Raw genomic sequence first — 17643 nt, forward strand, 5'->3', positions numbered from 1 at the left:
GCGGTGAGCAGCGGCTTTCTTGAGCGGGACTCGATTGTCAGTGCGATCCGCTTCACTCATTCGGGTGGGCCCGGCTGGACAACGCCGGTATTCGAACGCCTGAGCTATATGCTGGTCGGCGACACTGAATAAGACCGATGTTCTGCCCGACCCGGAGAAAGGCGCCAGAACCAGTGGCCGACCGCCTCATCGTCCGCGGTGCTCGCGAGCACAACCTGAAGAACGTCTCGCTCGACCTGCCCCGGGACTCGCTGATCGTTTTCACCGGCCTCTCCGGTTCGGGCAAGTCCTCGCTGGCGTTCGACACGATCTTCGCCGAGGGCCAGCGCCGCTACGTCGAGTCGCTGTCCTCCTACGCCCGGCAGTTCCTGGGCCAGATGGACAAGCCCGACGTCGACTTCATCGAGGGCCTCTCCCCGGCCGTCTCGATCGATCAGAAGTCCACCAACCGCAACCCGCGCTCCACCGTCGGCACCATCACCGAGGTGTACGACTACCTGCGCCTGCTCTTCGCCCGGGTCGGCAAGCCGCACTGCCCGCACTGCGGCCGCCCGATCGCCAAGCAGTCCCCGCAGGCGATCGTGGACCAGGTGCTGAAGCTCGCCGAGGGCACCCGGTTCCAGGTGCTCAGCCCGGTGGTCCGGGAGCGCAAGGGCGAGTTCGTCGACCTCTTCGCCGACCTGCAGTCCAAGGGCTACGCCCGGGCCCGGGTGGACGGCGAGACCGTCCAGCTCGTCGAGCCGCCCAAGCTCAAGAAGCAGGAGAAGCACACCATCGAGGTGGTGATCGACCGCCTCACCGTCAAGGACAGCGCCAAGCGCCGGCTGACCGACTCGGTGGAGACGGCGCTCAAGCTCTCGGGCGGCATGGTGGTGCTCGACTTCGTGGACCTCGACGCCGAGGACCCGGAGCGCGAGAAGATGTACTCCGAGCACCTCTACTGCCCGTACGACGACGTCTCCTTCGAGGAGTTGGAGCCGCGCTCGTTCTCCTTCAACTCGCCGTTCGGCGCCTGCCCGGAGTGCACGGGCCTGGGCAGCCGGATGGAGGTGGACCCGGAGCTGGTGGTGCCGGACGAGGAGAAGTCGCTGGACGAGGGTGCCATCCACCCCTGGTCCGGCGGCCACATGCGGGAGTACTTCGGCCGCCTGATCGGCGCGCTGGCCACCGAGTTGGGCTTCCGCACCGACATCCCCTGGGCCGGGCTGCCGGCCCGCGCCAAGAAGGCGCTGCTCTACGGGCACAAGGCCAAGGTCGAGGTCCGCTACAACAACCGCTACGGGCGCGAGCGTTCCTACGTCACCGGCTTCGAGGGCGTGATCCCGTTCGTCCAGCGCCGGCACAGCGAGGCCGAGACCGACAGCAGCCGGGAGCGCTTCGAGGGCTACATGCGCGAGGTGCCCTGCCCCACCTGCGAGGGCACCCGGCTCAAGCCGGTGGTGCTCGCGGTCACCGTGCAGGGCAAGTCGATCGCCGAGGTCTCGGCGATGTCGATCAGCGACTGCGCCGAGTTCCTCGGCGCGATGAAGCTGACGGCCCGTGACAAGAAGATCGCCGAGCGGGTGCTGAAGGAGGTCAACGAGCGGCTGCGGTTCCTGGTCGACGTCGGCCTGGACTACCTCTCGCTCAACCGCGCGGCCGGCACCCTCTCCGGGGGCGAGGCGCAGCGGATCCGGCTGGCCACCCAGATCGGCTCCGGCCTGGTCGGCGTGCTCTACGTGCTGGACGAGCCGTCGATCGGCCTGCACCAGCGGGACAACCACCGGCTGATCGAGACCCTGGTGCGGCTGCGTGACATCGGCAACACCCTGATCGTGGTCGAGCACGACGAGGACACCATCAAGACCGCCGACTGGGTGGTCGACATCGGCCCGGGCGCCGGCGAGCACGGTGGCAAGGTGGTGCACTCCGGGGCGCTCAAGGAGCTGCTGGACAACCAGGAGTCGCTGACCGGTCAGTACCTCTCCGGCAAGCGCTCGATCCCGCTGCCGCCGGCCCGCCGCCCGCGGGACAAGAAGCGCCAGATCACGGTGCACGGCGCCCGCGAGAACAACCTGAAGGACATCTCGGTCGGCTTCCCGCTCGGCACCTTCACCGCGATCACCGGGGTGTCCGGATCGGGCAAGTCCACCCTGGTCAACGACATCCTCTACACCCACCTGGCCCGCGAGCTCAACGGCGCCCGCACGGTGCCGGGCCGGCACACCCGGGTCACCGGTACCGACCTGGTGGACAAGGTGGTGCACGTCGACCAGTCGCCGATCGGCCGCACCCCGCGGTCCAACCCGGCCACCTACACCGGTGTCTTCGACCACGTCCGCAAGCTCTTCGCGGAGACCACCGAGGCCAAGGTGCGCGGCTACCTGCAGGGCCGCTTCTCGTTCAACGTCAAGGGCGGCCGCTGCGAGAACTGCTCCGGCGACGGCACCATCAAGATCGAGATGAACTTCCTGCCGGACGTCTACGTGCCGTGCGAGGTCTGCCACGGCGCCCGGTACAACCGGGAGACCCTGGAGGTGCACTACAAGGGCAAGTCCATCGCCGAGGTGCTGGACATGCCGATCGAGGAGGCGCTGCACTTCTTCGAGGCGGTCCCGGCGATCGCCCGCCACCTCAGGACGCTGACCGACGTCGGCCTGGGCTACGTCCGGCTCGGCCAGAGCGCGCCGACCCTCTCCGGCGGTGAGGCGCAGCGCGTCAAGCTCGCCTCCGAGCTGCAGAAGCGCTCCACCGGCCGCACCGTCTACGTGCTGGACGAGCCGACCACCGGCCTGCACTTCGAGGACATCAGCAAGCTGATCAAGGTGCTCACCGGTCTGGTCGAGAAGGGCAACACGGTGATCGTCATCGAGCACAACCTCGATGTGATCAAGACCGCCGACTGGATCGTGGACATGGGCCCCGAGGGCGGCAGCGGCGGCGGCACCGTGGTCGCCGAGGGCACTCCGGAGGAGGTCGCCCAGGTGACGGACAGCCACACCGGCAAGTTCCTCCGCGACATCCTGGGCGACCGGGTCACCGACGAGGCGCCGGTCCCGGCACCGCGCTCGGCCCGCAAGCGTGCCGCGGTCAAGAAGTAGCAAGCAGCCCGGGAGGGCTGGGGGAGCGGAGCTAGACTGCGGCCGTTCCCCCTGCCCTCACCTCCAGGAGCACCACGTGTCCGACATGCCCGATTCGCCCGTCACCTCCCGCCGCACCCTGCTCTGCTGCGGGGCCGCGGTCCTGGCCGGGGGCTCCGCGCTCGCGGTGGCCGGCTGCTCCAGCTCGGCGAGCTCGGCCGACAACTCGGCCTCCTCCGGCCAGAAGTCCGCCGCCCCGGTCCAGCTGGGCCCGGCCTCGGCGGTGCCGGTCGGCGGCGGCAAGGTGTTCCGGGAGCAGCGGATCGTGGTGACCCAGCCGACCGCCGGCCAGTACAAGGCGTTCAGCGCCCGCTGCACCCACGCCGGCTGCATCGTCGACCAGGTGGCGAGCGGCACCATCCAGTGCCCGTGCCACGGCAGCCGCTTCGCCATCGCGGACGGCTCGGTGACCGACGGCCCGGCGCCCAAGCCGCTGCCCGGCTACCCGGTAACCGTGGACAACGGGCAGCTCACGGTCACTCCCAGCTAGAGCTAGGGTTTCGACTGTAAGAACGTATGAGGGGGACCGAACCGCATGGCTGACCCGTCCACCTACCGCCCGGCACCCGGCGCGATTCCGACCTCCCCAGGGGTCTACCGGTTCCGGGACGAGCACGGCCGGGTGATCTACGTCGGCAAGGCCAAGAGCCTGCGCCCGCGGCTCTCCTCCTACTTCCAGGACTTGGCCAACCTGCACCCGCGCACCGCCACCATGGTCACCACCGCCGCCTCGGTGGAGTGGACCGTGGTCGGCACCGAGGTCGAGGCGCTGCAGCTGGAGTACTCCTGGATCAAGGAGTTCGACCCCCGGTTCAACGTCAAGTACCGCGATGACAAGAGCTACCCCGAGCTCGCGGTCACCCTCAACGAGGAGTTCCCCCGGGTCCAGGTGATGCGCGGGGCGCACAAGAAGGGCGTGCGCTACTTCGGCCCGTACGGGCACGCCTGGGCGATCCGGGAGACGGTCGACCTGCTGCTGCGGGTCTTCCCGGTCCGCACCTGCTCCAACGGCGTCTTCAAGCGCGCCCAGCAGGTCGGCCGCCCCTGCCTGCTCGGCTACATCGGCAAGTGCGCCGCGCCCTGCGTCGGCAAGGTCTCGGCGGCCGAGCACCGGGAGCTGGCCGAGGAGTTCTGCGACTTCATGGCCGGGCGCACCGGCAACTACCTGCGCCGGCTGGAAGAGCAGATGGGCGAGGCCGCCGCCGAGTTGGAGTACGAGAAGGCGGCCCGGCTGCGCGACGACATCGAGGCGCTCAAGCGCGCGATGGAGAAGAACGCGGTGGTGCTGGCCGACGGCACCGACGCCGACCTGCTCGCCCTCGCCGAGGACGAGTTGGAGGCGGCCGTGCAGATCTTCCACGTCCGCGGCGGCCGGGTGCGCGGCCAGCGCGGCTGGGTCACCGACAAGGTCGAGGACGTGGACACCGCCGCGCTGGTGGAGCACGCGCTCCAGCAGCTCTACGGCAGCGGCAGCGAGTCGGTGCCTCGCGAGGTGCTGGTGCCCGCGCTGCCCGACCCGGTCGGGCCGGCGCAGGAGTGGCTGAGCGGCCTGCGGGGGGCCCAAGTCGACCTCCGGGTGCCGCAACGCGGCGACAAGAAGGACCTGATGGCCACCGTGGAGCGCAATGCCCAGCAGGCGCTGGCACTTCACAAGACCAAGCGGGCCTCCGACCTGACCACCCGCAGCCGGGCCCTGCAGGAGATCGCCGACGCGCTGGAGCTGGACAGCGTCCCGCTGCGGATCGAGTGCTTCGACATCTCCCACCTGCAGGGGGAGGACGTGGTCGCCTCCATGGTGGTCTTCGAGGACGGCCTGGCCCGCAAGGGCGAGTACCGCCGCTTCCAGATCAAGGGCTTCGAGGGCCAGGACGACGTCCGCTCGATGCACGAGGTGATCAGCCGCCGGTTCCGCCGCTACCTCCAGGAGCGCGAGCAGACCGGCGAATGGGCCGTTCCGGAGACCGAGGCCGACGAAGACACGGCCGGCCCCCGCACCGACGACGGCCGCCCCAAGCGCTTCGCCTACCCGCCGCAGCTGCTGGTGGTCGACGGCGGTCAGCCCCAGGTGGCAGCCGCCCGGCGCGCGCTTGACGAACTGGGTATCGACGACGTCGCGTTGTGCGGCCTGGCCAAGCGCCTGGAGGAGGTCTGGCTGCCCGGGGAGGACGACCCGGTGGTGCTGCCGCGCAGCAGCGAGGGCCTCTACCTGCTGCAGCGGGTCCGCGACGAGGCGCACCGGTTCGCCATCTCCTACCAGCGCTCCAAGCGCACCAAGCGGCTGACCGCCGGCGGCCTGGACGCGGTGCCCGGCCTCGGCCAGACCCGCCGTACCGCGCTGCTCAAGCACTTCGGCTCGCTGAAGAAGCTGCGCGCCGCCACGGTCGAGGAGATCTGCGAGGTCCCGGGGATCGGGCGCCGGACCGCCGAAACTGTTGTCACGGCGTTGTCCTCCCGGACACCCGCGGCATTCGCCGTGAACACCGCCACGGGCGAGATCATGGAGGACGCCGTGCCCGGGGGCACGACCGACGAGAGCCTGGCGAGTACCGAGAGCGGGGAACCGAAGTGACAGTGTCCGATGACGGGGGTACCACCCGGCCGCAGGGGGCCGCGGATGAGACCGCACCGGAACTGGTGATCATCTCCGGCATGTCCGGAGCAGGCCGCAGCACCGCGGCCAAGTGCCTGGAGGACCTCGGCTGGTTCGTGGTCGACAACCTGCCGCCGGCGCTCATTCCCACCATGGTCGACCTCGGCGCCCGCTCGCAGGGCGCGGTGGCCCGGATCGGCGTGGTGATCGACGTCCGCGGCCGGCAGTTCTTCGACGATCTGCGGGCCTCCCTGGAGGACTTGGAGAAGCGCGGCATCCGGCTGCGGGTGGTCTTCCTGGAGTCGAGCGACGAGGCGCTGGTGCGCCGCTTCGAGAGCGTGCGCCGGCCGCACCCGCTGCAGGGCGACGGCCGGATCGTCGACGGCATCGCCCAGGAGCGCGAACTGCTGCGCGAACTGCGCGGCGAGGCCGACCTGGTGATCGACACCACCGACCTCAACGTGCACCAGCTGCGGGCCAAGCTGGACGCCCAGTTCGCCGACCACGACGAGCCCGAGCTGCGCTGCACCGTGATGAGCTTCGGCTTCAAGTACGGCCTGCCGGTCGACGCCGACCTGGTGGTCGACTGCCGCTTCCTGCCGAACCCGCACTGGGTGCCCGAGCTGCGGCCCCGCACCGGCACCGACGCCGAGGTGGCCGAGTACGTGTTCCATCAGCCCGGCGCCAAGGAGTTCCTCGACGGCTACACCGAGCTCCTGCGGATTGTCACCGAGGGTTACCGTCGCGAGGGTAAGCGGTACATGACGCTTGCCGTAGGCTGCACCGGTGGCAAGCATCGCAGCGTCGCGATGTCGGAGCGATTGACGAAGCGTCTGATCGCGGACGGCGTGGAGACGGTACTGGTGCACCGCGACATGGGACGGGAGTAGCGGCGGGCCGAGAGCCCGCCGAAGGACAGGATCGTGGGGTAGGTGTGACGGGATACTCGCCAGGGCGGCAGCAGCACCAGCACAAGGCCGCCGAGCGGGGCTCCCCGTCACGAGGCTCCCGAGCTGGCACCGCGCCGCGGATCACGGCCCTCGGCGGCGGACAGGGCCTGTCCGCGTCGCTCTCCGCGCTGCGCCGCCTCACCTCCGACCTGACCGCCGTGGTCACCGTCGCCGACGACGGCGGCTCCAGCGGCCGGCTCCGCACCGAGCTGGGCGTGCTGCCGCCCGGCGACCTGCGCAAGGCGCTGGCCGCGCTCTGCGGCGATGACGACTGGGGCCGCACCTGGTCCGAGGTGATCCAGCAGCGCTTCACCGGCACCGGCGAGCTGGGCGGCCACGCGGTGGGCAACCTGCTGATCGTGGCCCTCTGGGAGAAGCTCGGCGACCCGGTGGCGGCGCTGGAGTGGGTCGGCCGGCTGCTCAACGTGCAGGGCCGGGTGCTGCCGATGTCGGCGGTCCCGCTGGACATCGAGGCCCAGGTGCGCGGCCACGACCCGGCGCACCCGGCCGTGGTCTCCGCCGTGCGCGGCCAGGCCGATGTGGCGATCACCCCGGGCACCGTGCAGTCGGTGCGGCTGCTGCCCGAGGAGCCGCCGGCGGTGCCGGAGGCGGTGGCCGCGGTGCTGGAGGCGGACTGGGTGGTGCTCGGGCCCGGCTCCTGGTTCACCAGCGTGCTGCCGCACCTGCTGGTGCCCGAGCTGGCCAAGGCCCTGGTGGAGACCAAGGCCCGGCGGCTGCTCTGCCTCAACCTGGCCCCGCAGCCCGGCGAGACCGAGGGCTTCACCCCGCAGCGCCACCTGGACGTGATCGCCGACCACGCCCCGGACCTCGACGTGGATGCGATCCTGGTGGACGAGCGCGCGGTCACCGGTGGCGCCTTCGGCGTGGCCGACCTGACCGGCCTGCACCGGGCGGCCGAGCGGATGGGCGCGGCCCTGGTGCTGGACACGGTGGCAGCCAAGGACGGCAGCCCGCGACACGACCCGGAGCTTCTGGCTGCCGCGTACGACCGGATTTTCCGGACACATGGAAGGATCGGCCCATGGCGATGACGGCAGCGGTGAAGGACGAAATCAGCCGGCTCCCCGTCACCCGGGCCTGCTGTCGCAAGGCTGAGGTGTCGGCGATCCTGCGATTCGCGGGCGGACTGCACATTGTGAGCGGTCGGATCGTGATCGAGGCGGAGCTGGACACCGGCATTGCGGCGCGACGGCTGCGCAAGGACCTGCTGGAGATCTTCGGTCACGCCTCCGAACTGGTGGTGATGGCTCCCAGCGGTCTGCGGCGCGGCAGCCGGTACGTGGTCCGGGTGATCAAGGACGGCGAGTTGCTGGCCCGGCAGACCGGGCTGGTGGACGGGCGCGGCCGCCCGATCCGGGGCCTGCCCCCGGCGGTGGTCTCCGGTGCCACCTGCGACGCCGAGGCGGCCTGGCGCGGCGCCTTCCTGGCCCACGGCTCGCTCACCGAGCCGGGCCGGTCCTCCTCGCTGGAGATCACCTGCCCCGGTTCCGAGGCCGCGCTCGCCCTGGTCGGCGCGGCCCGCCGGTTGGGCATTCCGGCCAAAGCCCGCGAGGTGCGCGGCGCCGACCGGGTGGTGATCCGGGACGGCGACGCGATCGGCGCGCTGCTCACCCGGCTCGGCGCCCACGAGTCGGTGCTGGCCTGGGAGGAGCGCCGGCTGCGCCGCGAGGTGCGGGCCACCGCCAACCGGCTGGCCAACTTCGACGACGCCAACCTGCGCCGCTCGGCCCGCGCCGCGGTGGCGGCCGGCGCCCGGGTGTCCAGGGCCCTGGAGATCCTCGGCGAGGAGGTGCCCGAGCACCTGGCCGCGGCCGGCCAGCTGCGGATGCAGCACAAGCAGGCCTCGCTGGAGGAGCTGGGCGCGCTCGCCGACCCGCCGCTGACCAAGGACGCGGTGGCCGGTCGGATCCGCCGACTGCTGGCGATGGCCGACAAGCGGGCGATGGAGCTCGGCCTGCCCGGCACGGAGGCGAGCCTCACCGAGGAGATGGCGCTCAACTGAGCCCGCCCGACCGCGCGGCCACGGGCCCGGCGCGACGCACCGCAAACCCCGGTGCGTCACGCCGGGCCCTTTACGTCACATCGAAGATTGGCCGCAAGTACGCCACGACATGGCGTAGGCCACAGGGGATGTGCCTGTGCGGCGTCAGGGGGGGTAGGGTCATGGGTGGTCGGGGACAACCCATTTCAAACCCCCCGTCGGGTCAATCCGGCGTACCTAAAGGAGATCGGTAAGTGACGATCCGGGTAGGCATCAACGGTTTCGGCCGCATCGGTCGCAACTTCTTCCGCGCGGTCAAGGCTCAGGGCGCGGACATCGAGATCATCGGTGTCAACGATCTGACCGACACCAAGACCCTGGCTCACCTGCTCAAGTACGACTCCATCCTGGGTACCCTCAATGGGGAGGTCACCCACACCGCCGACTCCATCACCGTCGACGGCCACACCTTCAAGGTGCTGGCCGAGCGCGACCCCGCGAACCTCCCCTGGGGCGAGCTGGGCGTGGACATCGTGATCGAGTCGACCGGTATCTTCACCAAGGCCGAGGCGGCGAAGAAGCACCTCGCTGCCGGCGCCAAGAAGGTCATCATCTCTGCCCCGGCGACCGACGAAGACGTCACCATCGTCATGGGTGTCAACGACGACAAGTACGACCCTGCCAAGCACGACGTCATCTCCAACGCCTCCTGCACCACCAACTGCGTGGCGCCGCTGGCCAAGGTGCTGAACGAGAGCTTCGGCATCGTCAAGGGTCTGATGACCACGGTGCACGCCTACACCAACGACCAGGTCACGCTGGACTTCCCGCACAAGGACCTGCGCCGCGCCCGGGCCGCCGCCCTCAACATCATTCCGACCTCCACCGGTGCCGCCAAGGCCACCGCGCTGGTGCTGCCGGAGCTGAAGGGCAAGCTGGACGGCACCTCGCTGCGCGTTCCGGTGCCGACCGGTTCGATCACCGACCTGGTGGTCACCCTGGAGCGGGACGTGACCGTCGAGGAGGTCAACGCGGCCTTCCAGAAGGCCTCCGAGGGCAGCCTCAAGGGCATCCTGCAGTACACCGAGGACCCGATCGTCTCCTCCGACATCGTGAACTCGCCGTTCTCCACCATCTTCGACTCCCTGCTGACCATGGTTCAGGGCAACCAGGTCAAGGTGTTCGGCTGGTACGACAACGAGTGGGGCTACTCGAACCGCCTGGTCAACCTGACCACCCTGGTGGGTGAGCAGCTCTGACCCTGCGGGAGCATGTGATGTGAACGGACCGGGCCCGGACGGCGGCACCTGCCGCCTCCGGGCCCGGTTCCTGCCCACCCTCACCGCTGTTCCGCCCGCTCCGGCGGTGCGGCTCGGTGCTGCGCCGCCTGTGCAGCGCCACCCCTTCCCCAGGAGATCGAAGACCGTGAAGACCATCGACGACCTCGACGTGTCCGGCAAGCGGGTGTTCGTCCGCGCCGACCTCAATGTGCCGCTGAACGGCACCACGATCACCGACGACGGCCGGATCCGCGCCGTCGCGCCGACCATCACCGCGCTGCTGGAGCGCGGTGCCCGGGTGGTCGTCGCCTCCCACCTCGGCCGCCCCAAGGGCGCGCCGGACCCGCAGTTCTCGCTGGCGCCGGTGGCCGTGCGCCTGGGCGAGCTCCTCGGCAAGCCGGTCGCCTTCGCGGCCGACACCGTGGGTGACAGCGCGAAGGCCACCGTCGCCGCCCTCGGCGACGGCGAGGTCACGCTGCTGGAGAACCTGCGCTTCAATGCGGGGGAGACCAGCAAGGACGACGCCGAGCGCGGCGCCTTCGCCGACCAGCTGGCCGAGCTGGCCGAGCTCTACGTGGGCGACGGCTTCGGCGCGGTGCACCGCAAGCACGCCTCGGTCTACGACCTGCCGGCCCGGCTGCCGCACGCGGCCGGCCTGCTGATCGAGAAGGAGCTGGGCGTCCTCAAGCGGCTGACCGAGGACGTGCGGCGTCCGTACGCCGTGGTGCTCGGCGGTTCCAAGGTCTCCGACAAGGTCGGCGTGATCGACAACCTGCTGGGCAAGGCCGACCGGATCCTGATCGGCGGCGGCATGATGTTCACCTTCCTCAAGGCCCTGGGCCACGAGGTGGGTGCCTCGCTGCTGCAGGAGGACCAGATCCCGGTCGCGCTGGAGTACCTGGAGCGGGCGAAGGCCAGCGGGGTGGAGTTCATCATTCCGGTGGACACCGCGGTCGCCGGCGGCTTCCCCGACCTCAAGACCGGCGCCCCGGTCGAGGACTTCGAGGTCGTCGACGTCGACGCGATCCCGGCCGGCAAGCTCGGCCTGGACATCGGCCCGAAGACCGCCGCGCTCTTCGCCGAGAAGCTGGCCGACGCCAAGACGGTCTTCTGGAACGGCCCGATGGGCGTCTTCGAGCACCCGCAGTTCGCCGACGGCACCCGCGCGGTGGCCCAGGCGCTGCTGACCGCGTCGACTCCGCCGGGCGACGCCTTCACCGTGGTCGGCGGTGGCGACTCGGCGGCGGCCGTGCGCACCCTCGGCTTCGACGAGAACAAGTTCGGACACATTTCGACCGGCGGCGGCGCGAGCCTCGAGTACCTGGAGGGCAAGACCCTCCCCGGTATCGCCGCCCTGGAGGCCTGAGAGCACATGACTGAGCGTCTCCCGCTGATGGCGGGCAACTGGAAGATGAACCTCAACCACCTCGAGGCCATCCAGCACACCCAGAAGCTGGCCTTCGCGCTGGCCGACAAGGACTACGCCGCCGTCGAGGTCGCGGTGCTGACCCCGTTCACCGATCTGCGCTCGGTGCAGACCCTGGTGGACGGCGACAAGCTGAAGATCAAGTACGGCTCGCAGGACATCTCGGCGCACGACGGCGGGGCCTACACCGGCGAGGTCTCCGGCCCGATGCTGGCCAAGCTGAAGTGCAGCTACGCGGTGATCGGCCACTCGGAGCGCCGGGAGTACCACGGCGAGACCGACGAGCTGGTCAACGCCAAGGTCAAGGCCGCCTACCGCAACGGGATCACCCCGATCCTCTGCATCGGCGAGCCGCTGGAGATCCGCAAGGCCGGCACCCACGTCGAGCACACCCTGGCGCAGCTGGACGGCGCCCTGGCGGAGGTGCCGGCCGCGCAGGCCGAGACCATCGTGGTGGCCTACGAGCCGGTCTGGGCGATCGGCACCGGCGAGGTGGCCACCCCCGAGGACGCGCAGGAGGTCTGCGCCGCGATCCGGGCCCGGCTGGCCGAGCTGTACGACGCCGAACTGGCCGAAAAGGTCCGGGTGCTGTACGGCGGTTCGATGAAGGCCGGCAATGTGGCCGGGCTGATGGCCAAGCCGGACATCGACGGCGGCCTGATCGGCGGCGCCTCGCTGGACACGGGCGAGTTCGTCAAGATCGTGCGTTACCGCGAGCAGGCGGTAGGCTAACGCCCTCGCAGCAACGTAGTCTTTGGGCCGGACCTCCTTTCCCATGGGGTCCGGCCCTGGTTGGTCTCAGCCGAATGAGCCTTGAACGAGAGAGTTGGTCCCGCCGTGGTTCTCGGGTTCTCGATTGCCCTGATCGTCTTCAGCGCGCTGCTGGTCGTCCTGGTGCTGCTGCACAAGGGGAAGGGCGGCGGTCTGTCCGACATGTTCGGCGGTGGCGCGCTCTCGACGGGTGGCGGTTCGGCGGTGGCCGAGCGGAACCTCGACCGCATCACGATCATCATCGGCCTTGCTTGGTTCGCATGCATCGTCGTACTGGGTCTGCTGATCAAGGTCAAGAGCTGATCCGGACTCAGTTCCGAAGGCGGTGCGGACAGATCCTTATCCGCTCCGTACACTAGGACAACTTGTCACCGTCCGCAGCGGGCGGTCGGTCGGCAGTGCCTGGGCGCCTCCAGGCAGTCAAGGGCATGCAGGGAGTCAGATCGTGGCAAGTGGCAACGCCATTCGAGGCAGCAGGGTCGGGGCCGGCCCGATGGGTGAGGCGGAGCGCGGCGAGTCCGCTCCCCGCAACCGGATCTCCTTCTGGTGCGCCAACAAGCACGAGACGCGCCCCAGCTTCGCCGCCGAGGCCGTCATCCCGGACACCTGGGACTGCCCGCGCTGCGGGTTCCCGGCCGGGCAGGACGAGCACAACCCGCCGGCGCCCTCGCGCAACGAGCCGTACAAGACGCACCTGGCCTACGTCCGGGAGCGCCGCACGGACGCGGACGGCGAGGCGATCCTGGCCGAGGCGCTGGCCAAGCTGCGTGGCGAGATCTGAGCGGTAGTCACAGACATTTGAGGGGCGGTGCGCTGGTGCGCACCGCCCCTCTCCTGTTGTTCTGTCAGGCCGAGGCCGGAGGGTAGAGCGCCGGCGGCAGCTTGGCGGCCGCCGCCCTGTCCAGCAGCCAGAGCGTGCGGACCGTGCCGTACGCCCCGGAGGCCGGGGCCTGCAGCTCGCCCGGGCTGGTCAGCGCCATCGCCACCGCGTCCGCCTTGTCCTCGCCGGCCGCCAGCAGCCAGACCTCGCGGGCCGCCCGGATGGCCGGCAGGGTGAGCGAGATCCGGGTCGGCGGCGGCTTGGGCGCCCCGCGCACCCCGACCACGGTGCGCGCGGTCTCCCGCACGCCCGGGTGCTCGGGGAAGAGCGAGGCGACATGGGTGTCCGGGCCGACGCCGAGCAGCAGCACGTCGAAGGCGGGCACCCCGGCGTGGTCCTCGGGGCCGGCGGCGGCCGCCAGCTCCTCGGCGTACCGCTCGGCGGCGGCCTCCACATCGGCGCCGGCCACGCCGTCCGAGGCGGGCATGAAGTGCACCCGCGCCGGGTCCAGCGGGACCTTGGCCAGCAGTTCGTCGCTCGCCTGCACGGCGTTGCGCTCCGGGTCGGTGGCGGGCACGAAGCGCTCGTCGCCCCACCACAGGTCCAGCCGCGACCAGTCCACCGCGTCCCGGGCGGGGGACTCGGCGATCGCGGCCAGCAGCGCATTGCCGTTGCGCCCGCCGGTGAGCACCACGGAGGCGGTGCCCCGGGCGGCCTGCGCGTCGACGATCCTGGTGATCAGTCGCGCGGCGGCCGCCTGGGCCATCAGCTCCTTGTCGCGGTGCACCACCAGCTGCGGCACCCCGGTCATGCGCCGGTCCGCTTCTTGGCTGCGGGCTTCTTGGCCGCCGGCTTCGTCGGCTCGGTGGCCTCGGCGATGTCCGCGGCCGTCTCCTCCGCAACCTGGGTGACCACCTCGGCGACCGGCTTGGCCACGGCGGCCTCGACCGCCGCCTCCTCGTCGGCGAGCTTGTCCACGCTGGTCCGCACGGCCGCCGCGTAGATGGCGTCCTCGTCCAGCCGGCGCAGCTCCTCGGCGATCAGCTCGGCGGTGTCGCGGCGCTTCAGTGCCACCATCCGGTCGGGCGCGCCGGGGATGGACAGGGTGCCCATCAGCCCGTCCGGCCGGTCCAGCACGATGTCGCCGTCCTTGGTGCGCAGCCGGACCGCGGTGATGCCCGGACCGTCGGTGACGATCCGCTGCACCGGCACCCCCAGCCGGTCGTGCAGCCAGAGGCCGAGCAGCTCGACGCTGGGGTTGTAGGACTCGCCCTCGACCACCGCGCCGATGATCTTGACCGGCTTCTGGTCCAGGGCGGCTGCCAGCATCGAGCGCCAGCCGGTGATCCTGGTCCAGGCGAGGTCGGTGTCGCCCGGGGTGTAGCTGTCGGCGCGCACCGCCAGCTGGCCGACCGGCGACTCGGCGGTGACCGCGTCGGTGATCCGGCGCTGGGCGAGCGCACCCAGCGGGTCCTGCGCGGGGTTCAGCGGCGCGTTCTCCGGCCACCAGACCACCACCGGGGCGTCCGGCAGCAGCAGCGGCAGCACCACCGACTGCGCGTGCGAGGTCAGCTCGCCGTGCAGTCGCAGCACCACCGTCTCGCCCGAGCCGGCGTCCGAACCCACCAGGATCTCGGCGTCCAGCCGGGCCCCGGCGCGGGCCCGCGGCGAACGGCCGGCCCGCTTGATCACCGCGAGGATCCGCGAGGGGTGCTCGCGGGAGGCGTCGTTGGCGCACTTGAGGGCGTCGTAGGCGCTGCCCTCGTCCACCACGATGACCATGGTGAGCACCATGCCGGCCGCGGTGGAACCGCTGGCCCGGCGGGCGTCCATCAGGGCACTGTTGATCTTGCTGGACGTGGTGTCCGTCAGGTCGATCCTCATGGCCGGCGCCAGCTCCTGCCGTCTCGTGCGAGCATTTCGTCCGCCTCGACCGGCCCCCAGGTGCCAGCCGGGTACTGCGCGGGCTTGCCGTGCTCTTCCCAGTACTTCTCGATCGGGTCGAGGATCTGCCAGGACAGCTCGACCTCCTGGTGGCGCGGGAAGAGGTTGGCGTCACCGAGCAGCACATCGAGGATGAGCCGCTCGTAGGCCTCCGGGCTGGACTCGGTGAAGGACTCGCCGTAGGCGAAGTCCATCGTGACGTCCCGGACCTCGAACGAGGTGCCCGGCACCTTGGAGCCGAACCGCACCGTGACGCCCTCGTCCGGCTGCACCCGGATCACCAGGGCGTTCTGCCCCAGCTCCTCGGTGGCGTAGGAGTCGAACGGCAGGTACGGGGCGCGCTGGAAGACCACCGCGATCTCGGTGACCCGGCGGCCCAGCCGCTTGCCGGTGCGCAGGTAGAACGGCACCCCGGCCCAGCGCCGGTTGTTGATCTCCAGCTTGATCGCCGCGTAGGTGTCGGTCTTGGACTCCGGGTTGATGCCGTCCTCGTCCAGGTAGCCGACCACCTCCTCGCCACCCTGCCAACCGCTCGCGTACTGGCCGCGCACGGTGTGGTTGCCGAGGTCCTTGGGCAGCTGCACGGCGCTGAGCACCTTGAGCTTCTCCGCCACCAGGGCCTTGGGGTGGAACGAGGCCGGCTCCTCGATGGCGGTCAGGGCCATCAGCTGGAGCAGGTGGTTCTGGATGACGTCACGGGCCGAGCCGATGCCGTCGTAGTAGCCGGCCCGGCCGCCGATGCCGATGTCCTCGGCCATGGTGATCTGCACGTGGTCGACGTACGACCGGTTCCAGATCGGCTCGAACATCGAGTTGGCGAACCGCAGCGCCAGGATGTTCTGGACGGTCTCCTTGCCCAGGTAGTGGTCGATCCGGAAGACCTCGTCACGGGGGAAGACCTCGTGCACGATCCGGTTCAACTCCTGGGCGCTCTCCAGGTCGTGGCCGAACGGCTTCTCGATCACCGCGCGGCGCCAGGAGCCGGCCGGCGGGTCGGCCAGGCCGTGCTTCTTCAACTGCTGGACCACGTTGGGGAAGAAGCGCGGCGGGACCGACAGGTAGAACGCGAAGTTGCCGCCGGTGCCCTGCGCCTTGTCGAGGTCCTCGATGGTGCGGCGCAGGTTGTCGAAGGCCTCGTCGTCGTCGAAGTCGCCCTGGATGAACCGCATTCCCTTGGCGAGCTGCTGCCAGACCTCCTCGCGGAAGGGGGTGCGGGCGTGGTCCTTGACCGCGTCGTGCACCTCGCGCGCGAAGTCCTCGTCCTCCCACTCGCGGCGGGCGAAGCCCACCAGTGAGAAGCCCGGCGGCAGCAGGCCGCGGTTCGCCAGGTCGTAGATCGCCGGCATCAGCTTCTTCCGGGACAGGTCCCCGGTGACACCGAAGATGACCAGACCGGACGGCCCGGCGATCCGCGGCAGCCGGCGGTCGGCCGGGTCCCGAAGCGGGTTCACCGGTCGCGCAACGTTGTCACCCTGCGTCACCTCGGCCCCCTCAAGGTCAGGAAATTCCTGTGCATTGCTCACTGGTGGGCTCCGCCCTCAGCTTTCGGTGCGAGTAGGTGTCACTTGCCGTCGGCGAAGCCGGCCAGCGAGGCCGTCACGGTGTCGAGCAGCTCCTGCCAGGAGGCGTCGAACTTCTGCACGCCCTCGTCCTCCAGGACCTGGACCACGTCGTCGTAGTCCACGCCGACCTTGGCCAGCGCGTCCAGCACGGCCTTGGCCTCGGCGTAGCCGCCGGTGATGGTGTCACCGGTGACCTGGCCGTGGTCGCCGGTGGCGTCCAGGGTGGCCTCCGGCATGGTGTTGACGGTGCCGGGGGCGACCAGCTCGGTGACGTACAGGGTGTCCGGCAGCGCCGGGTCCTTGACACCGGTGGAGGCCCAGAGCGGGCGCTGCGGCTTGGCGCCGGCCGCCTCCAGGGCCTTCCAGCGCTCCGAGGCCGGCTTCTTGCCGTCCACCGAGCCGAAGACCTCCTCGTAGGCCTGGTAGGCGAGGCGGGCGTTGGCCAGCGCGGCCTTGGAGCGCAGCGCCTTGGCCTCGTCGGTGCCGATCCCGTCCAGCCGCTTGTCGATCTCGGTGTCGACGCGGGAGACGAAGAACGAGGCGACCGACTCGATCGAGGAGAGGTCGATGCCCTTGCCCTTGGCCTGCTCCAGGCCGGTCAGGAAGGCGTCGATCACGGCCTTGTAGCGGTCCAGCGAGAAGATCAGGGTCACGTTGACGCTGATCCCGCGGCCGATCACCTCGGTGATCGCGGGCAGGCCGGCCTTGGTGGCGGGGATCTTGATGAACACGTTGGGACGGTCCACCAGCCACCACAGCTGCTTGGCCTCGGCCACGGTCGGCGCGGTCTGGTGGGCCAGCCGCGGGTCGACCTCGATGGAGACCCGGCCGTCGCGGCCGTTGCTGGCGTCGTAGACCGGGCGCAGCACGTCGGCCGCGTCCCGCACGTCCGAGGTGGTGATCATGCGGATCGCCTCGTCCGTGGTGACCTTGCGGACGGCCAGGTCGCGCAGCTGGCTGTCGTAGGAGGTGTCGCCGCTGCCGGCGATCGCCTTCTGGAAGATGGTCGGGTTGGTGGTCACGCCGACCACGTGCTTGCTCTGCACGAGCTCGGCCAGGTTGCCGCTGTTGAGCCGGCTCCGGCTGAGGTCGTCCAGCCAGATCGACACGCCTTCGTCGCTGAGGCGCTTCAGTGCGTCAGTCATGATGTTCCCAATTCCTGAAGGAGGGCGGGCCCTC

At 70.5% G+C, this 17643-nt stretch carries 15 protein-coding genes; 11 read left to right on the forward strand and 4 right to left on the reverse strand.

Annotation, left to right across the window (positions count from 1 at the left end):
* Positions 1-173 precede the first annotated feature (173 nt).
* The 11 genes from uvrA (at position 174) to P3T35_RS15370 (ending at position 12919) form a co-directional block, all read left to right on the forward strand.
* Positions 174-3080 (forward strand): excinuclease ABC subunit UvrA, encoded by a 2907-nt coding sequence (gene uvrA, locus P3T35_RS15320; RefSeq protein ID WP_101382620.1) that lies wholly within the window; start codon positions 174-176, stop codon positions 3078-3080.
* Between the two features lie 85 nt (positions 3081-3165).
* Positions 3166-3609 (forward strand): Rieske (2Fe-2S) protein, encoded by a 444-nt coding sequence (locus P3T35_RS15325; protein WP_101385327.1) that lies wholly within the window; start codon positions 3166-3168, stop codon positions 3607-3609.
* 45 nt (positions 3610-3654) lie between these two features.
* Positions 3655-5688: an excinuclease ABC subunit UvrC gene (uvrC, locus tag P3T35_RS15330; protein ID WP_101382621.1), complete on the forward strand. Its 2034-nt coding sequence runs from the start codon at positions 3655-3657 to the stop codon at positions 5686-5688.
* Entirely contained in the window at positions 5685-6599 is a 915-nt protein-coding gene (gene rapZ / locus P3T35_RS15335; RefSeq protein WP_280706291.1) for an RNase adapter RapZ, read from the forward strand. Before uvrC ends, rapZ begins: the two co-directional genes overlap by 4 nt.
* Before the next feature lie 140 nt (positions 6600-6739).
* On the forward strand, positions 6740-7711 hold the full coding sequence (gene yvcK, locus P3T35_RS15340; protein WP_280706369.1) for a uridine diphosphate-N-acetylglucosamine-binding protein YvcK: 972 nt from the start codon (positions 6740-6742) through the stop codon (positions 7709-7711).
* Positions 7702-8682 (forward strand): DNA-binding protein WhiA, encoded by a 981-nt coding sequence (whiA, locus tag P3T35_RS15345; protein WP_101382624.1) that lies wholly within the window; start codon positions 7702-7704, stop codon positions 8680-8682. Before yvcK ends, whiA begins: the two co-directional genes overlap by 10 nt.
* A gap of 233 nt (positions 8683-8915) precedes the next feature.
* A complete protein-coding gene (gap, locus tag P3T35_RS15350; protein ID WP_101382625.1) occupies positions 8916-9920 on the forward strand; it encodes a type I glyceraldehyde-3-phosphate dehydrogenase in 1005 nt (334 codons plus the stop codon).
* A gap of 166 nt (positions 9921-10086) precedes the next feature.
* Entirely contained in the window at positions 10087-11307 is a 1221-nt protein-coding gene (locus P3T35_RS15355; RefSeq protein WP_101382626.1) for a phosphoglycerate kinase, read from the forward strand.
* 6 nt (positions 11308-11313) lie between these two features.
* The gene (gene tpiA, locus P3T35_RS15360; protein WP_101382627.1) at positions 11314-12099 is read left to right on the forward strand and encodes a triose-phosphate isomerase; all 786 of its coding nucleotides are present in this window, start codon (positions 11314-11316) and stop codon (positions 12097-12099) included.
* Between the two features lie 105 nt (positions 12100-12204).
* Positions 12205-12441 carry a preprotein translocase subunit SecG gene (secG, locus tag P3T35_RS15365; protein WP_101382628.1) on the forward strand — a complete coding sequence of 79 codons (237 nt, stop codon included), beginning with the start codon at positions 12205-12207 and terminating at the stop codon, positions 12439-12441.
* Positions 12442-12583: 142 nt separating this feature from the next.
* Complete coding sequence (locus tag P3T35_RS15370) at positions 12584-12919, forward strand: RNA polymerase-binding protein RbpA (RefSeq protein WP_035841977.1); 336 nt, start codon at positions 12584-12586, stop codon at positions 12917-12919.
* A gap of 64 nt (positions 12920-12983) precedes the next feature.
* Here P3T35_RS15370 and pgl read toward each other — a convergent pair whose 3' ends face one another.
* The 4 genes from pgl to tal all read right to left on the reverse strand — a co-directional run bounded on the left by pgl (position 12984) and on the right by tal (position 17609).
* The gene (gene pgl / locus P3T35_RS15375; protein ID WP_101382629.1) at positions 12984-13769 is read right to left on the reverse strand and encodes a 6-phosphogluconolactonase; all 786 of its coding nucleotides are present in this window, start codon (positions 13767-13769) and stop codon (positions 12984-12986) included.
* On the reverse strand, positions 13766-14842 hold the full coding sequence (gene opcA, locus P3T35_RS15380; RefSeq protein ID WP_101382630.1) for a glucose-6-phosphate dehydrogenase assembly protein OpcA: 1077 nt from the start codon (positions 14840-14842) through the stop codon (positions 13766-13768). The genes pgl and opcA overlap by 4 nt, the downstream gene beginning before the upstream one ends.
* Positions 14839-16353, reverse strand: a complete 1515-nt coding sequence (zwf, locus tag P3T35_RS15385; RefSeq protein ID WP_101385328.1) for a glucose-6-phosphate dehydrogenase — start codon at positions 16351-16353, stop codon at positions 14839-14841. The genes opcA and zwf overlap by 4 nt, the downstream gene beginning before the upstream one ends.
* A 110-nt stretch (positions 16354-16463) precedes the next feature.
* Positions 16464-17609 (reverse strand): transaldolase, encoded by a 1146-nt coding sequence (gene tal, locus P3T35_RS15390; protein WP_101382631.1) that lies wholly within the window; start codon positions 17607-17609, stop codon positions 16464-16466.
* Between the last annotated feature and the right edge of the window lie 34 nt (positions 17610-17643).

This window comes from Kitasatospora sp. GP30 (assembly GCF_029892145.1).
GTDB classification, from domain to species: Bacteria; Actinomycetota; Actinomycetes; order Streptomycetales; family Streptomycetaceae; genus Kitasatospora; species Kitasatospora acidiphila.